Source organism: Psychrobacter sp. NPDC077938 (assembly GCF_044542635.1).
Lineage (GTDB): Bacteria > Pseudomonadota > Gammaproteobacteria > Pseudomonadales > Moraxellaceae > Psychrobacter.
This window is the reverse complement of record NZ_JBITUW010000006.1, coordinates 134,962-152,856: the sequence shown is the minus strand read 5'-3', so window position 1 is coordinate 152,856 and position 17,895 is coordinate 134,962. Positions and strand designations below refer to the sequence as shown.

Here is a 17,895-nt window from a genome sequence, read left to right as displayed (position 1 = left end):
CTGATAGGCAATGCGTTATAGATTATATAATATTGAATTTTTTGGTTGCAACAGTCATATAGACTGATTCACTTACCATGAATTTAGCAAGCAATGACGAGATTAAGTGAAGTGTGCTAGGTAAGCACTGAAGAGTAAAGTAGTAATTGACAGAAAAGACATGAACTGAACACGAAGACCCGTTTTATATTATCGTTTACGTCGCCACGTTTGTATCGTATTTATGCATACTGGCCACGCTTTTAATTTGTTTCCACGTTTACTGTAAGGACTCTCGATGGCATATTCTTATACTGAAAAAAAGCGTATTCGCAAAAGTTTTGCTGAATTGCCCACTGTAATGGACATTCCCTATTTACTGTCTATTCAAGTAGATTCTTACGAGCAATTTTTGCAAGAGCACAAAAAGCCGAAAGCTCGTGAGAATACTGGTTTGCAAGCTGCGTATTCCTCTATTTTCCCAATTGAGAGTCACTCTGGTAACGCAGAGCTACAATTTGTTGAGTACTATTTAGGCACGCCTGAATTTGATGAGCGTGAGTGTATCTTACGTGGTTCAACGTTTGCTGCGCCTATGCGTGTCAAAATCCGTTTGATCATCAAAGACAAAGACAGCAAAGACAAAGATAGCAAAGCTGCTATCAAAGATATCCGTGAGCAAAGCGTTTACATGGGCGAGATGCCTTTGATGACGGCTAACGGTACTTTCATTATCAATGGTACTGAGCGTGTTATCGTATCTCAGCTACATCGTTCACCTGGTGTGTTCTTTGATCATGATAAAGGTAAGTCGCATTCAAGTGGTAAAGTGCTTTATAACGCACGTATCATTCCTTACCGTGGTTCATGGTTAGACTTTGAATTTGATGCAAAAGACTTAGTATTTGCTCGTATTGACCGTCGCCGTAAACTACTTGCATCAATCATCCTACGTGCACTTGGTCTAACGACTTCTGAAATCTTAGATTTGTTCTTTGATAAAGTTGCTGTTTATAAAGGCGAAGAGCAGTTTGAGATTGATTTAGTTGCTGATCGTCTACGTGGCGAAATGGCTCAGTTTGATATCGTATCACCTGAAGGTGATGTTATCGTAGAGCAAGGCAAACGCATCAACGCACGTCGCATCCGTCAGCTTGAAGAAGCAGGTATGACGAAAATTGCTGTGCCTGATGAATATTTATATGAGCGTATCTTAGCAGAAGACATCGTTGTTAATGACGAAATCATCGCTAAAGCAAACACGCCAATCGACCATGAATTATTGGTTAAATTGAGCGCGTTTGAAGCCAGTGAATCTATCAAAGAATTCAGCATTCTATTCACGAACGATATCGACCAAGGTAGTTATATTGCCGATACGCTACGTGCTGATAGTACCTCAAGCCGTGAAGAAGCGTTGATCGAAATTTATAAAGTAATGCGTCCAGGTGAGCCACCAACGGTCGAAACTGCTGAAAAACTATTTGAGAGCATGTTCTTTAACGCAGATCGTTATGATTTATCAAACGTCGGTCGTATGAAGTTCAACCGTCGTCTTGGTTTAGAATTTGACAATACTGATGATCCTGATATCCAGCGCGAACGCAGTGTATTGACTAACGATGATATCGTTAACGTTCTAAAAGAACTTATCGAGATTCGTAATGGTCGCGGCGATGTCGATGATATTGACCATCTTGGTAACCGTCGTATTCGTTCAGTAGGCGAAATGGCAGAAAACCAATTCCGTGTTGGTCTAGTACGTGTTGAGCGTGCTGTAAAAGAGCGTTTAAGCTCAGCAGAATCAGACAACTTGTCACCACAAGATTTGATTAACTCTAAGCCAGTAGCGGCTGCGGTTAAAGAATTCTTTGGTTCAAGCCAATTGTCACAGTTTATGGATCAGAACAACCCGTTGTCTGAAGTTACCCATAAGCGCCGTGTATCAGCGTTAGGACCTGGTGGACTAACTCGTGAACGTGCAGGCTTTGAAGTACGTGACGTACATGATACCCATTATGGCCGTGTATGTCCTATTGAGACTCCTGAAGGTCCAAACATTGGTCTAATCAACTCACTAGCGACCTTTGCTAAAACCAACAGCTTTGGCTTCTTAGAAACGCCATATCGCCGTGTGGTTGATGGTAAAGTGACTGACGTTATTGAGTATCTATCAGCAATCGAAGAAGTAGGTACTGTCATTGCACAGGCTGACTCTCCGATGACTGAAGATGGCGCGTTATCTGACGAGATGGTCAGTGTACGTAGCTATGGTGAATTTGTTCGTATGCCACCAGAAAAAGTGACGCATATGGATGTATCACCAAGTCAGGTAGTATCGGTTGCAGCAGGTTTGATTCCGTTCCTAGAGCATGATGATGCTAACCGTGCCTTGATGGGCTCGAACATGCAGCGTCAGGCTGTTCCTACGCTACGTGCTGATAAGCCGTTAGTAGGTACTGGTATGGAGCGTCACGTTGCTCGTGACTCTGGTGTTTGTGTGATCGCTAAGCGTGGCGGTGTGATTGAAGATGTTGATGCATCACGTATCGTTGTTCGTGTAAACGAAGACGAGATGACTGCTGGTGAAGCGGGTATCGATATCTATAACTTGATCAAATATACGCGCTCTAACCAAAACACTTGTATCAACCAACGTATCATCGTTAACCAAGGTGACGAGATTGCTTTGGGTGATATTTTGGCTGATGGTCCATCAACGGATCTTGGTGAGCTAGCACTAGGCCAGAACATCCGCATCGCATTTATGCCGTGGAATGGTTACAACTTTGAAGATTCAATCTTGCTATCTGAGAAAGTAGTTAAAGAAGATCGCTTCACTACGATTCATATCCAAGAATTGACTTGTGTGGCTCGTGATACCAAGCTAGGTACAGAAGAAATCACTGCTGATATTCCAAACGTTGGTGAAGCAGCATTATCAAGTCTTGATGAAGCAGGTATCGTTTATATCGGTGCTGAAGTTGACGCTGGCGATATCTTAGTTGGTAAAGTAACGCCAAAAGGTGAAACACAACTAACGCCAGAAGAGAAACTACTACGGGCTATCTTTGGCGAAAAAGCGGCTGATGTGAAAGACACTTCACTACGCGTACCGACTTCAAGTAAAGGTACGGTTATTGATGTACAGGTCTTCACCCGTGATGGCGTTGAAAAAGACGCACGCGCAAGAGCGATTGAAAAATCGCAGCTTGATAGCTATCGTAAAGATTTGAAAGAAGAGCTACGTATCTTTGAAGAAGCAGCACGTGGTCGTATTGGTAATCTATTAGATGGCCAAAAAGTCAGCGGCGGTGCTGGTCTAAAAGCTGGTACGGTTATGGCCTTGGCTGATATGAAAGATATGAGCCTTGAGACCTTGCTTGATATCCAACCAGTAGAAGAAGAAATCTCTGAGCGTCTAACGCAAATCGCTGATTATTTAGTTGATAAGCAAAAAGACATCGATGTGAAGTTTGCTGAGAAAAAACGCAAATTGACTGCTGGTGATGACTTACAACATGGCGTACAAAAAATCGTTAAAGTATATCTAGCGGTTAAGCGTCGTATTCAGCCTGGTGATAAGATGGCTGGTCGTCATGGTAACAAAGGTGTTGTATCGCGCATCATGCCAGTTGAAGACATGCCTTATGATGAAAATGGTAATACCGTTGACATCGTATTGAACCCACTTGGTGTACCATCTCGTATGAACATCGGTCAGGTTCTAGAGACGCATTTGGGTATGGCAGCGAAAGGGTTGGGCGAGAAGATTGACGGTATGCTCAAATCTCAAGCAGCGATCAAAGAGCTACGTGACTTCTTGGACAAAATCTATAACCAAGTAGGCGGTGAGCAAGTTGATCTTGATAGCTTAAGTGATGATGACATCATGGCGTTAGCAGACAACTTACGTGGCGGTGTACCGATGGGCACAGCAGTATTTGACGGCGCAAGAGAAAGCCAAGTTAAAGACTTGCTCGAGCTTGCTGGTATGGATCGCGATGGTCAGCAGACGTTATATGATGGTCGTACAGGTCAGAAGTTTGACCGTAAAGTAACTGTCGGCTACATGTACATGCTCAAGCTTAACCATTTGGTTGATGACAAAATGCATGCGCGTTCAACAGGTTCTTATTCTCTAGTGACGCAGCAGCCATTGGGTGGTAAAGCTCAGTTTGGTGGTCAGCGCTTCGGTGAGATGGAAGTATGGGCACTAGAAGCATACGGCGCGACTTACACGTTGCAAGAAATGCTAACGGTGAAGTCGGATGACGTTGAAGGCCGTACTCGTATGTACAAAAACATCGTTGATGGTGAGCAGTATATGGATCCAGGCATGCCTGAGTCGTTTAACGTACTGACCAAAGAAATCAAATCACTGGGTATTAATATTGAGTTAAAACAAAGCAACTAGCCCGTTGTTTAACTTAGTTGTCCACTAAAGGCAGTCTGCTTTATTGCTGCTGCTTTTAGTGATTTGTCTCAACCCTATTCATTGCCTTCATTCATCTTATCTGCGTCAATGGTACGCTGTCAGATGATTATAAAGATAACGGAGAAGCAACTTGAAAGATTTACTCGATATCATGCAAAGCCCTACCGGCAACGGTAACCAAGAGTTTGATAGCATTCAAATTACTTTAGCCTCACCTGACGTCATCAAGTCATGGTCGCACGGCGAAGTGAAAAAGCCTGAAACCATCAACTATCGCACGTTCAAGCCTGAGCGTGATGGTCTTTTTTGTGCCAAAATCTTTGGCCCAGTAAAAGACTTCGAATGTTTATGTGGTAAATATAAGCGCCGTAAGTTCCAAGGCGTTATCTGTGAAAAATGTGGTGTTGAAGTTACCACTGCTAAAGTTCGTCGTGATCGCATGGGTCATATCGACCTAGCCAGTCCTGTGGCGCATATTTGGTTCCTAAAATCATTACCAAGCCGCATTGGTCTATTATTAGACATGACGCTACGTGATATCGAGCGCGTTCTATATTTCGAAAGCTATATCGTTACTGAGCCTGGGCTAACTAGCTTAGAAAAGTACCAGTTGCTTGATGATGAAGATTATTACAAAGCGCTTGAAGAGTTTGGTGACGAATTCACAGCTAAGATGGGTGCTGAAGCCGTTCAAGACCTATTAAAAGACATCGATATCGATCTCGAAATTGATGAGCTACGTGAAGCGATTCCACAAACTGGTTCTGAGACTAAGCTTAAGAAGATGTCTAAGCGTCTCAAATTATTAGAAGCATTCCGTGATTCTAATAACAAGCCTGAGTGGATGGTAATGAACATCTTGCCAGTACTACCACCAGATTTGCGTCCTCTAGTACCGCTAGAAGGCGGCCGTTTTGCGACGTCAGATCTAAACGATCTATATCGCCGCGTGATCAACCGTAACAACCGTCTTAAGCGTCTGCTTGAGCTAAGCGCACCTGACATCATCGTACGTAACGAAAAACGTATGTTGCAAGAGTCAGTAGATGCGTTGCTTGATAACGGTCGTCGCGGTCGTGCCATCACTGGTAGTAACAAGCGTCCATTGAAATCTTTGGCAGATATGATCAAAGGTAAGCAAGGTCGTTTCCGTCAGAACTTACTTGGTAAGCGTGTCGATTACTCTGGTCGTTCGGTTATCGTTGTAGGTCCAACACTACGTCTACATCAGTGTGGTCTACCTAAGAAAATGGCACTAGAATTGTTCAAGCCATTTACTTATAACAAACTATTGTCTCATGGTTTAGCGACTACGATTAAAGCTGCCAAAAAGATGGTAGAGCGTGAAGAGCCACAAGTGTGGGATATGCTGGCCATGGTTATCCGTGAGCATCCAGTACTTCTTAACCGTGCACCAACACTTCACCGTCTGGGTCTACAGGCATTTGAGCCAGTATTGATCGAAGGTAAAGCTATCCAGTTGCATCCGCTTGTTTGTACTGCATTCAACGCCGATTTCGATGGTGACCAAATGGCCGTTCACGTGCCATTGACGCTAGAAGCGCAGCTTGAATCACGTGCCTTGATGATGTCTACCAACAACATCTTGTCACCTGCGAACGGTGATCCGATCATCGTACCATCTCAGGATGTTGTACTAGGTCTATATTACATCAGTCGCTCGTCGATCAATGCCAAAGGCGAGAGCATGATTTTTGCTACCGTTAATGAAGCATTGCGTGCAATTGGTTCAAACGATCTACATGTAAACGCTAAGATCAAAGTGCGTGTTACTGAGACGCAAATTGACGAAGACGGTAACGAGACCAAAGAAATCAGTATCAAAGATACGGTTGCTGGTCGTCTACTTATCTGGAACATTATGCCTAAAGGTATGACGTTTGATGAGTGTAACCAAGAGATGACGAAGAAAAACATCTCTCGTTTGATTAACTCTTGCTACCGTAAAGTTGGCGTCAAAGAAAGTGTTATGTTTGCTGACCAATTGATGTACCTTGGTTTTGCTCAAGCAACATTATCTGGCGTGTCTATCGGTATCGACGACATGGTCATTCCACCACTTAAAAAGCAAATCATCGAAGTGGCAGAAGGCGAAGTTCGCGAAATCGAAGATCAGTTCGAGCAAGGCTTTGTAACTGCTGGTGAGCGCTATAACAAAGTCGTTGATATCTGGTCACGTACCAATGACAAAGTCGCTAAAGCGATGATGGACAACTTGGCAACAGATAAAGTTATCAATGCACAAGGTGAAGAAGACGAGCAGAAGTCATTCAACTCTATCTTTATCATGTCAGATTCTGGTGCTCGTGGTAGTGCGGCACAGATTCGTCAGTTGGCAGGTATGCGTGGTTTGATGGCGAAACCAGATGGCTCAATTATTGAGACACCGATTAAAGCTAACTTCCGTGAAGGTTTGACCGTACTACAGTACTTCATCTCAACTCACGGTGCACGTAAAGGTCTAGCGGATACAGCACTGAAAACCGCTAACTCGGGTTACCTAACTCGTCGTCTAGTTGATGTGGCACAAGATTTGGTTATCACTAGCGATGATTGTGGTACTGAAGAAGGCTTACTCATGAAACCACATATCCAAGGTGGTGAAATCATTGAGAAGCTAGGTGAGCTAGTACTGGGTCGTGTGACTGCTCGTGACGTTACTTATAATGACGATGCTGATAAAGTATTGATTCCAGCTGGTACATTGATCGATGAGTACTGGGTTAACGTCCTTGATAACAACGCAATCGATGATATCTGGGTACGTTCAGTAATTACGTGTGATATCGAACATGGCGTATGTTCACAGTGTTATGGTCGTGACCTTGCACGTGGTCATAAAGTGAATATCGGCGAATCAGTCGGTGTTATGGCAGCTCAGTCTATCGGTGAGCCGGGTACTCAGTTAACCATGCGTACGTTCCACGTGGGCGGGGCAGCGAGCTCAGCCTCTGTAGACAACAGCATCTCTGTACGTAATGCTGGTCAAGCGCACTTTGAAAACATGAAAACAGTACAGCATACCGATGGTCACTTAGTCATTGTATCGCGTTCAGCTGAAATCGCATTGACCGATGAGCTTGGCCGTGAGCGTGAGCGCTATAAAGTACCGTACGGTTCAAGCGTACTTGTGAAAGACGAAGAGCAGGTTGAAGGCGGTCAAACTATCGCTAAATGGGATCCGCATACGCATCCAATCATCACAGAATTTGCTGGTACGGCACGCTTCAGTGACATCACTGACGGTATGACTGCAACAGTAAAAGTTGATGATGCGACTGGTATGAGCTCATTTGAGATTCTAGCTACTCGTGACCGTTCAAGTTCAGCAAAAGACTTACGTCCTGCGATTATCTTGAACACTGACGAAGGCAAAGAAGTGGTTTACTTCTTACCAGCTGAAACTATCATCCGCGTGAGCGATGGTGAAAAAGTAGCAGCAGGTTCGATTCTAGGCCGTGTACCACAAGCGTCTTCTGGTACAAAAGATATTACCGGTGGTCTACCACGTGTTGCTGACTTGTTCGAAGCACGTCGTCCAAAAGATCACGCCATTATGGCAGAAATGACTGGTGTGGTTAGCTTTGGTAAAGAGACTAAAGGTAAGAACCGCTTCATTATTACTAATGAAGATGGTGAAGTACATGAAGAGCTAATCCCGAAATGGCGTCAAATCAACGTCTTTGAAAACGAGACGGTAGCACGTGGTGAAGTGATCGCTGATGGTCCACAGAACCCACATGATATCTTACGTTTGAAAGGTCAGACTGCACTTGCTGATTATATCGTCAACGAAGTACAGGACGTTTATCGCTTGCAGGGTGTAAAAATCAACGACAAGCACATCGAAGTTATCATTCGTCAGATGTTGCGTAAAGTTGAAATCACTGACGGCGGCGATTCAAGTCACTTCAAAGGTGATCAGGTCGAGTATGCAGATATCAAAGCATTGAATGCTAAGCTAGAAGCGGAAGATAAATTCCCAGTACAGTTTGAGCGTCAATTACTAGGTATCACCAAAGCAAGTCTAGCAACTGAAAGCTTTATTTCAGCGGCTTCTTTCCAGGAAACAACCCGTGTACTAACTGCGGCTGCTGTGACTGGTAAAGTAGATGAGCTACGTGGTCTGAAAGAAAACGTGGTTGTTGGTCGCTTGATTCCTGCAGGTACTGGTCTTGCTTATCATAAAGCACGTAAAGAAAAAGCAGATCAGAAACTACAAGATAAAGATTTGAATGCAGCGTTTGATATGACTGCAAGCACTGATAGCAAAGACTTTGCAAGCTTCGACGAAGCATTTGCTCAAGAGTTAAATCAAGATAATTAATCGTATTAAGTATTTTGATTCATTCTTAATTTGATAAAAAAGCCAGCCTAAGTTGCTGGCTTTTTTGTGCGTATAAAAAACTGAGAAAGGCATGGTGCTATTATCTAAAAAAATAGTACACTGGAAATATGCTCTAATTCACTATTCATAAAAGGATAATTAGCAAATGGCAGGTAAAACTCGCGTCGCCAAATATCAAGCAGATCGGACCAATCAAAAGTTATATTTTTGTCGTTTATCTTGCCAATCTGCAGGAAGTACCAATGATAAGCAGTTATACCAAGCACACTGTGAGACTGCTATTTTTCACTTGCATGGTGCTTTGCTAGCATTTATTCAGGAGCTCGGTCATTTCTATAGCCTAAATATGACGGCGCCAACTTTGCTCGATATTGAGCAAGCACTGAGCGAGCGTACCCAAGTATCTCCTGAGATTCAGCGTTTGCAGCAATTACAGCAGCAAGGTTTTATTGCCAATATAGAACGTGCTTATCAGCGTTGTCTTTATGCAGTACCGCCAGATACTATCGTCGATGAAGCGCCAAGCAGCCATTTAGCGTCGCCAGACTTGATTGTCAATGTCGTCACTTTATCTAACCAATGGCTGCCTGATGAGACCACAATACGAGAATGGCGTAATCAGCTTTTAGAGTTGATTGAACAACTGCGTGCAGGTATGGTTGAATTCTAATAGGAAGTAAACTAGCAAATTTATTCTTGATAGCTATTTATTGAACAATTTGAAAGTATGATTAAGTAGGGTAGGCCATAGTCTAAAGCACATAAAAAAGGCTTATTCAGTCATTACTGAATAAGCCTTTTTTTATTGATTAAGAATTGTCTTGTTTGTTACTCTGGCATCGGTGGCATACTTTCAACGGGCGTCACTGTCAATGGATTTTCCGGTACGCTATCATCACTACGATTGTTGCTTGGTTTCGTTGATGGTGGAGTACGGGTATTTTCAGTAGGCTCTGGAGCCGAAGGCTTACGCTGCTGAGTTTGAGTCTTAACTGGCTTGGCTGATTTCTTGGCGTCATCATCAACTAAGATGCCATCATCAGTCATCTCTATGATACTTTGCTGTTGCTTTCTGGATTTTGAGCGGTTATTGATAGATACCCATTGGCTTGGCGTGTCTTTTAGCTGAGCTTTCATAAAGTCCATCCAGACTGGCAGCGCTGCCACACCACCATATTCACGGCGACCCATAGTCGCTGGTTGATCAAAGCCCATCCATACTACTGTCGCATTGGTAGGGTGAAAGCCTGCAAACCAAGCATCTTTAGCTTTATTGGTGGTACCAGTTTTTCCGCCAATATCATCACGGCCCAACGCTTTTGCTCTCCGCGCAGTCCCAAGCTGTACAACATCTTGTAATATATCTGCCATCTCAAAAGCCACTCTAGGTTGCAGTATACGCGGTGCTTGTTTGGCTCTTACATATTGTACGGCAGGTGCTTTCAGGCGGTCTGATTGTGGACCTGCGTTATATACCTTTAAATCAAGCTCTTTATCTGTTGTTTCGCTATCATCATTACTTTTCGATGATGAATTATCGGTAGTTATTTCATTAGTGCCATCATCAAGCGCTTCAATTGACTTCTCATACTCTTCAACTAAGCTGCTATTAACCTTTTCAAGCTTTTCGTTAAAGCATAGTGCACATGCTTGACGTGGATTTGCCTGAAACAACAGCTCGTTTTTATAATTGTAAATTTGTTCAATAAAGTAAGGTTGGACACGATGACCACCATTCGCGAAGGTTGAGTAAGCCGTGGCCATTTGTAATGGTGTGGCTTGTCCTGCTCCAAGTGCTAATGACAAGGTTGTTGGTAGCTTTTCTTTATCAAGACCGAATTCATCTAATAGGTTGCGCGTACTTGAGATACCGATAGCTTGTAACAAGCGAATAGATACGAGGTTACGGGATAAATATAAACCACGACGTAAAGTGATATCACCTAAGAAACGTTCATCAGAGTTTTTAGGTTTCCAGTCACCTACTTGGATAGCTTTATCAGACACTATGGTATCTGGGCGATAACCTTTCTCTAAAGCAGCGGTATAAACAAGTGGCTTAATGATAGAGCCAGGTTGACGCCATCCTTGCAAGGCACGGTTGAATTTACTGTGGTTAAAATCAAAGCCACCAACCAATGCATTTACAGCACCAGTCTCTGGATTCAACGAGACCAAACTGCCTTGAATTTTAGGTATTTGACCTAATTGCCAGTTGCCATTTGAAGTAGGTATCACACGAACGATATCATTTTTCTTAACAACTTGACTGGCATGGCTAGGGTAATAACCAATACGGTCAGCAGAAATATATTTACGTGCCCATTTCATACCAGACCAATTAACGGTCACTTCTTCACCAGATTGTAGAACCGCATTAAAACTACGAGAATTGACTTTAGTCACCTTGGCAGGAGACATATTGCTGTAGCGTCGGAAGTTTTCGAGAGGCTCATCGTTTGCTTCAGCCCCACGCCAACCATGGCGATGCTCGTAGGCAATCAATCCTGTTACTACTGCTGCTTCTGCATCTGTTTGCGCTTTACTATCTACTGTGAGACGTACGCGCCAGCCACCGTGCATGACTTGATCGCCGTAACGTTCGACTAAAGAAGCTCGAGTCATTTCTGCCAAATAAGGCATATTTACATCGAGCTTTTCTTTATATAGGTTGATACCTATAGGAGAGTTGACCGCTTCATCGTACTGAGCTTTGGTAATATAGCCAAGCTCATGCATGCGTCCAACAATCCAGTTACGGCGAGTCAATGCGCGGCTAGGATTGGCAACAGGGTTATACTTAGAAGGGGCTTTTGGTAGACCGGCTAACATCGCCATTTCAGCAATAGTTAGATTGTCTAATGACTTACTATAATATTTTTTGGCCGCAGCGCGGATGCCATAGGCGCCTTCACCCAGATAAATTTTATTGACATATAGTGTCAAAATGTCATTTTTGCTCAGCTCGTCTTCGATCTTCCGCGCCAAAAACAACTCTGTTAGTTTGCGGTTTAAAGTACGTTCTGGACTTAAGAAATAGTTTTTAGCGACCTGCATCGTAATGGTAGAGCCACCGGTTTGGCCATCGTCATCAGTGACTGCTTCGGTGACAGCGCGACCAAGACCTTTAACACTAATTCCGCTATGCTGAAAGAAAGAAGCATCTTCGGCTGCTAAAAAGGCATGAGTTAAATCTTCAGGAATCTCATCAAAACTAACTGGTAACGATAAACGATTGCCATATTGGCCGATTAATTTATCATCACTACTATAAATCTGTAATGGCATTTCTAGTTTGGCTGTTTTAATTTCTTGCGTACTAGGTAGGGTTGGTGACAAATACATTGCCATCCCATAGAAACCAATAGGTACAGCAAGTGCTAGAACAACTGCCAATGCTAGGCAAGCGATAAAAAGTCCCACTAAAAAACGAATGAGACGAGCGGTAGCATTTTTCTTGGCCATAATAAGACTTATTAGTTAGAATTTGTAGCAGACAATATTATTATACCTTGAACAAAATGAGCAGGTAATAATAAATGTGTAAGTTAGCCTTAATATATTTTTAAATGCTTGAATCTATCAATTAAGTAAAGTATTGTATTCAATTATTACAAATAACTATCAGATTGTACACTTAATATAAGGTATAGAGTTTGTGAGGCTATTTACTTCGAAAAGTCGACATTTGATTGGTGTGGATATTTGTGCCACCTCAGTAAAGTTGGTTGACATACAGCGCCAACAAGGCATGTTCCACCTAAAATCTTATGGTATTGAAAGGCTACCAGAAGGTGTCGTCATTGATAAGCTTCTAGCAGATACAGAGGCCGTTGGCAACATTATAATGAGTTTGGCAAAACGTTGCCAAGTATCGGGTAGTAGTGCTGCAACTGCGGTCTCAGGGTCTGCAGTGATCACTAAAATCATTGATATGGATATGGCACTTAGCGATGTTGAGCGTGAGGCTCAGATACGTCTAGATGCTGACCAATATGTGCCTTATCCATTAGAAGATGTCAACTTAGACTTTGAAGTATTAGGACCATCTTTAGTTAGCGAAGATATGGTTCAGGTATTGCTTGCTGCTTCTCGCTCGGAAAATGTTGACCAACGTGTAGATGCTTTAGCGTTCGGTGGGATGCAAACGAAAGTCATGGATATCGAATCGCATGCAATTGAGCGTGCGTTTGGATTGATGGTGGATAGTCTCCCAAATGTACCAGAACTGGTGGCTTTGATAGACATAGGTCATAATCAAACTACCTTATATATCGCCAAAAATGGTGAGTTTATCTATAGTCGGGAACAGTTATTTGGAGGTGTTCAATTAACAGAAGCCATACAAAACCGCTATGGCTTATCGGCAGAAGAGGCGACGCTGAGTAAGCGCGAACGTACCTTACCTGATGATTATTATCCTGAAGTTTTGACACCCTTTATAGAAAACACTATTCAGCAAATCACTCGCTCTCTACAGTTTTACTTCTCATCAAGCCAATATAGCAGCATCGATCATGTGGTGCTCGCAGGGGGAAGTAGTTCCATTGCAGGTCTCGCTGGTATGGCACAACAAAAGCTAGGTGTAACTGTCAGTGTTGCTAATCCATTTACTAATATGACTATTGCACCAAATATTGATAATGAGCAATTGGCTATTGATGCTCCAAGTTTGATGGCTGCATGCGGTCTTGCGTTGAGGAGCTTTGACTAATGGCTCGTATTAACCTTTTACCTTGGCGACAAGAAGAACGTGAACGTCGCAACAAAGAGTTCATCACTTTAGTAGTTGCAGTTACATTGCTAACTTTATTGGCAGCCTTTGCTTCATGGAGTTATTTTAACAATGAGCTTGATGAACAGCTTGATGCCAACGCTTTGATCGAACAAGAAAACACTCGCTTAGACACCGCATTGACTGAAATTGATAGTTTAGAACAGCGTCGTGACGATATTATTTCACGCATGCAAGTTATTCAAGATTTACAAGGTCGACGTCCTGTCCCTGTACGCCTATGGGATGATCTTGCTAAAGCTATTCCACCAGCGCTATATCTAAATAACCTTAAACGTGAAGGCGATGTCTTAACTTTAACAGGTTTAGCAGATAATCCAAATATTGTATCAAGCTTAATCCGTAACCTTGATAGTAGCAAATGGATGGGTAACTCAGCAGTAAGTAACATTCAACAGAATATTACTGCTTATCAAGCTGCACCAGCTCTCAATAATACAGTTGAGACAGGTGAACAGCCACGTTCTGTGTATCCTGAAGACAGTTACGTACAGTTTATAGTGACGACTAAAGTCCAGTCAGAGACACCTAACCCTGATGACGCTGATACTAGTGCTAGTCTTGGAGGTGAGTTATGAAGCTTATCCGTAAAAAAAGCCTCACTAAAACCAAAAAATCTGCTTTAAAACCGAAAAAGCAATTTGATTTAAATGAGTTTCGCCGTAGCTTTGAGTCGTTAGATTCAGAAAATTATGGCAGTTGGCCATTACCAGTAAAAGTGACAGTAATTGGCCTTATTATTATCTTTATCGCAGCTTTGTCATGGGCCTTACCGATTAGCAGCAAAATTGATGCAATTAATGCTGCTGAGGCTCAACAACGAACCTTACTTGATAGCTATCGTGAAAAAGAGTCGCGCGCTCGTCATTTAAAAGCTTATCAGGCGCAAGTGGTTCAAATGGAAACTGAGTTTAATACTTTATTAGATCAGTTGCCAAAAGATACTCGTGTGTCAGAATTGGTAGAAGGCATAAACATGACAGGCGTTGGTAGTAATATCCGTTTTCAAGATATTTCAGTAGAGCCTGAGATTGAAAATGAATTCTTTATTGAGCAACCAATACGTATTGCTGCGTTAGGTGAATATCATCAGTTTGGCAGCTTTATTAGTGGTCTTGCCGCACTTCCTCGAATTATTACGATGCATGATTTTGAAGTCAGTAACCCGCAGCCTACTTTGGATGTTTTACCAGAGCTTAACTTAGTCTTGCAAACTAAGACTTATCGCTCTAAAGAAGCGGCTCCTGAAGGTGATGAAGCCGTTGCTACTGATGCAAACGCAGGAGGCAACTAATGAGTATTCAAAAAATGCCCATGCTATTGGCTTTAAGTATTGCTGTTTTATCTATGACAGGGTGTAGTGACCGTATAGGTATGGCAGAGCAGTCAATGACTGATATCCGTAATCAGCCTGCACAGCCTATTGAGCCGCCACCCAAAGCTGAACTAGTAGAGGATTTTGTTTATAGCGCTAGTTCGCAGCGTAGTCCTTTTTTACCGCCAAGCTTGGTCAGTGTGCAAGGGGCTAGAACCTCTATTGAAGGTGTACGTCCTGATATTAACAGAATAAAAGAACCACTTGAGCAGTACGAACTGTCGCAACTGATTTTTCGAGGTGTAGTAATTTCGCCTGAAGGTCAGCGATATGCGTTAGTACAACGTCCCGACGGTTCAGTTGCCAGTGTTAAAGTAGGCGATTATCTTGGAATGAACGACGGCCGTATTGTTGAAATCACGCCGACCCAGATTAACTTGATTGAAATTGTGCCAGATAGCCGCGCAGGGTTTGTAGAAAAACCCCAGTCGCTGGTATCCCCTATAAGCTAAGTCGGCAGATTTTTTGAGGAATAAATAATGACAGTACGCAATAACAAGGTAATGATGATGAGCAACCGCGTTTCTTCTGCTTTTGCTATTTCAGCACTGGCAGTCAGTATGGTGGCTGTGACTAATAGTGCTTATGCTGCACAGCGCATTGATAGTGTTTCTGTAGTACAGACTGCACCTGCAGTGACTCAAATGCGTTTGGGATTTACAGGATTGCCAGTATTGCCTGCAGCCTATCAGCTTGATGATCCTAGTCGCTTAGTCCTAGATTTCGAACAAGTACAGAATGGGCTTGCTAGCCGCTTCAACGAATATAACGTCGGTGCAATCAATGATGTGACTACGCTAAGTAGCGATAGTACCACACGTCTCATTGTCGGTTTAAAAGAGTCAGGAAACTATACGACAGCGATTGAAGGCAATGATTTATTACTGACAATTACTGATCCTAATCGTCCAGTTATTACTAGCGACCCGATTCAAGATGTACTTAATAATAATAGTATGACAACGACCGCAGTCGTTACGCCTATTGTTGAGACCTCTACTGTACCAGTGGCACCTGTACGTACTACGAGCAAGGCAGTAGTAAAAAATGAAGTGCCAGCTGATACGATGGTAGTGAGAGTAAACCCACTATTAAATCCGCAACTCGCTGCTTCACAGGTAAGCAAACAGTATAGCTATGATGGACTAAGTGCAGTCAATTTTTCGGCAGGTAGTGATGGAGGTGGCAATGTAAGTGTTGTACTTGCTAACGAAGCCATCCCAGTAGATGTACAGCGCCAAGGTAAAAAGCTTGTCATACGTTTAACTGGTAGCACAGTTCCGAGAAATTTATTACGTCGTTTGAATATTAATAGTGGTCTTGTTGATAGTGTTGATACTAAGAATCAGGGTCAAAACGGTGTCGTCACCATCAATATGACGGATGACTACGAGTATCAGGCTTATCAATCAGGTAACCAGTTAAATATCAGTATCAAGAAACCTGAATTGTTACGTGAGCCAACGCTTGAAGAAAGAGTCTATAGTGGCGAACCCTTATCGATGGAGTTCCAAGATGTTGAGATCCGTAGTGTCTTAGATATTTTGGCACAGTTTACTGAGATGAATATCGTTGCGAGTGATTCTGTTGCTGGCAACATCACTTTGCGTTTGATCAATGTTCCTTGGGATCAAGCGCTTGATATTATCTTGAAAAGTAAAAATCTTGGCAAACGTGAAAATGGTAATGTGATTTTGGTTGCGCCTTCTACTGAACTTGCTGAGCAAGAGGCTCGCGAGCTTGAAGCGCAGCAAGCTGTTGATTCGTATGCGCCTTTACGCAATGAATATATTCGTCTGAACTACGCGAAAGCACAAGATGTATTGACTCTTATTTCTCAAGGCAGTGGATCATCTAGTAATAGCGGCAATAACTCCAACAGTGCTGACGATAACAATACGTTATTATCTAATCGTGGTACGGTAACGATTGATGAACGTACCAATACTTTGATTATTAAAGACGTGGCTGACAGCATTGAAAATATCCACAAACTAATCAGTAAAATTGATATTCCTGTTCGCCAAGTTATGATCGAAGCACGTATCGTTAGCGCGTCTGATACCTTTAGTAAAGAAATTGGTGTACGTTGGGGTATATTATCAAACGGTGCAGCCAACAACCGTAGTTTATTGGTTGGTGGTAGCGATCAAACCCTATGGGATCTAAAAGATTTCGATGTAGAAACAACGACGGTCAATGGTCAAACAGTTTCTTATCCTTCGTATGACATTAGTCGTCCTGATAACTTAAACGTCGACTTAGGCGTTTCCAACCCAGCAGGTAGTATCGCTTTTGGTTTGCTCAGTATGTCTGATGTAATGCTTGATCTTGAGTTGTCAGCGCTACAAGCGGATAACCGTGGTGAAGTTATTTCTACACCAAAGATTCTGACCGCGGATAAGCAGACAGCGAAGGTTTCTTCTGGTACTCAGATTGCTTATCAAGAAGCCTCAGCAAGTGGTGCAACAACGACTAGCTTCAAAGAGGCTGCGTTAAGTTTAGAGGCTACACCAAATATAACGCCAGATGGTAAAATTGGTTTAAAGTTGGTAATCACAAATGGTACTCCGACTATTATTAATAGTCAGGTTGCAATTTCTCAGGATTCTATTTCAACCAACGTCATTATTGAAGATGGTCAAACTGTCGTGTTAGGTGGAGTTTTCAAGAACCGTACCAATAACGAAGTAACTAAGGTCCCTTTCTTAGGTGATTTGCCTTATATCGGTCGTGCCTTCCGTAAAGATGTACGAAGCAACACTAAAGAAGAGCTACTTATCTTTGTGACTCCAAAGCTTATTAATGATGGTACTAGCCGTATTAACTGATTTAGTTTTTTTAATCTTTCATTGAAAAAGCAAGCCATAGTGCTTGCTTTTTTTATGCGCGAAATTAGTGGTTTTAGCGTTGCAATATTTATGTAGGCACTGATGAAT

The 17,895-nt window shown here is 42.6% G+C and carries 9 protein-coding genes; 8 read left to right on the top strand and 1 reads right to left on the bottom strand.

All coding sequences use genetic code 11. The features are described 5' to 3' along the window. Positions 1 to 277 precede the first annotated feature (277 nt). From rpoB to ACIGBM_RS11235, 3 genes are all read left to right on the top strand, one after another. On the top strand, positions 278 to 4,396 hold the full coding sequence (rpoB, locus tag ACIGBM_RS11245; protein WP_201568644.1) for a DNA-directed RNA polymerase subunit beta: 4,119 nt from the start codon (positions 278 to 280) through the stop codon (positions 4,394 to 4,396). 151 nt (positions 4,397 to 4,547) lie between these two features. Next, positions 4,548 to 8,765: a DNA-directed RNA polymerase subunit beta' gene (gene rpoC / locus ACIGBM_RS11240; RefSeq protein WP_057761718.1), complete on the top strand. Its 4,218-nt coding sequence runs from the start codon at positions 4,548 to 4,550 to the stop codon at positions 8,763 to 8,765. Between the two features lie 166 nt (positions 8,766 to 8,931). Continuing rightward, entirely contained in the window at positions 8,932 to 9,456 is a 525-nt protein-coding gene (locus ACIGBM_RS11235; RefSeq protein ID WP_296208234.1) for a DUF6586 family protein, read from the top strand. A 158-nt stretch (positions 9,457 to 9,614) separates the two neighbouring features. On the opposite strand, the gene ACIGBM_RS11230 is transcribed toward ACIGBM_RS11235, so the two are convergent. After that, positions 9,615 to 12,251 (bottom strand): penicillin-binding protein 1A, encoded by a 2,637-nt coding sequence (locus ACIGBM_RS11230; RefSeq protein WP_397477805.1) that lies wholly within the window; start codon positions 12,249 to 12,251, stop codon positions 9,615 to 9,617. Between the two features lie 193 nt (positions 12,252 to 12,444). Here ACIGBM_RS11230 and pilM point away from each other — a divergent pair, with 193 nt between their 5' ends. The 5 genes from pilM to pilQ are packed head-to-tail and all read left to right on the top strand — an operon-like array spanning position 12,445 to position 17,787. Next, complete coding sequence (pilM, locus tag ACIGBM_RS11225; protein ID WP_394124751.1) at positions 12,445 to 13,500, top strand: type IV pilus assembly protein PilM; 1,056 nt, start codon at positions 12,445 to 12,447, stop codon at positions 13,498 to 13,500. Then, a complete protein-coding gene (locus tag ACIGBM_RS11220) occupies positions 13,500 to 14,159 on the top strand; it encodes a PilN domain-containing protein (RefSeq protein WP_397477804.1) in 660 nt (219 codons plus the stop codon). Before pilM ends, ACIGBM_RS11220 begins: the two co-directional genes overlap by 1 nt. Further along, positions 14,156 to 14,875, top strand: coding sequence for a type 4a pilus biogenesis protein PilO (locus ACIGBM_RS11215; protein WP_296208228.1), 720 nt, complete (start codon positions 14,156 to 14,158; stop codon positions 14,873 to 14,875). Before ACIGBM_RS11220 ends, ACIGBM_RS11215 begins: the two co-directional genes overlap by 4 nt. After that, entirely contained in the window at positions 14,875 to 15,408 is a 534-nt protein-coding gene (locus tag ACIGBM_RS11210; protein WP_296208227.1) for a pilus assembly protein PilP, read from the top strand. The genes ACIGBM_RS11215 and ACIGBM_RS11210 overlap by 1 nt, the downstream gene beginning before the upstream one ends. Positions 15,409 to 15,435: 27 nt before the next feature. Continuing rightward, positions 15,436 to 17,787 carry a type IV pilus secretin PilQ gene (gene pilQ, locus ACIGBM_RS11205; RefSeq protein ID WP_397477803.1) on the top strand — a complete coding sequence of 784 codons (2,352 nt, stop codon included), beginning with the start codon at positions 15,436 to 15,438 and terminating at the stop codon, positions 17,785 to 17,787. Positions 17,788 to 17,895: the final 108 nt, after the last annotated feature.

Excerpts from the sequence above, each read along its gene's own strand:
- ACIGBM_RS11230 (WP_397477805.1), bottom strand. The coding sequence starts at position 12,251 with ATGGCCAAGAAAAATGCTACCGCTCGTCTCATTCGTTTTTTAGTGGGA.
- pilQ (WP_397477803.1), top strand. The coding sequence starts at position 15,436 with ATGACAGTACGCAATAACAAGGTAATGATGATGAGCAACCGCGTTTCT.
- ACIGBM_RS11220 (WP_397477804.1), top strand. The coding sequence starts at position 13,500 with ATGGCTCGTATTAACCTTTTACCTTGGCGACAAGAAGAACGTGAACGT.
- ACIGBM_RS11235 (WP_296208234.1), top strand. The coding sequence starts at position 8,932 with ATGGCAGGTAAAACTCGCGTCGCCAAATATCAAGCAGATCGGACCAAT.
- rpoB (WP_201568644.1), top strand. The coding sequence starts at position 278 with ATGGCATATTCTTATACTGAAAAAAAGCGTATTCGCAAAAGTTTTGCT.
- ACIGBM_RS11210 (WP_296208227.1), top strand. The coding sequence starts at position 14,875 with ATGAGTATTCAAAAAATGCCCATGCTATTGGCTTTAAGTATTGCTGTT.
- ACIGBM_RS11215 (WP_296208228.1), top strand. The coding sequence starts at position 14,156 with ATGAAGCTTATCCGTAAAAAAAGCCTCACTAAAACCAAAAAATCTGCT.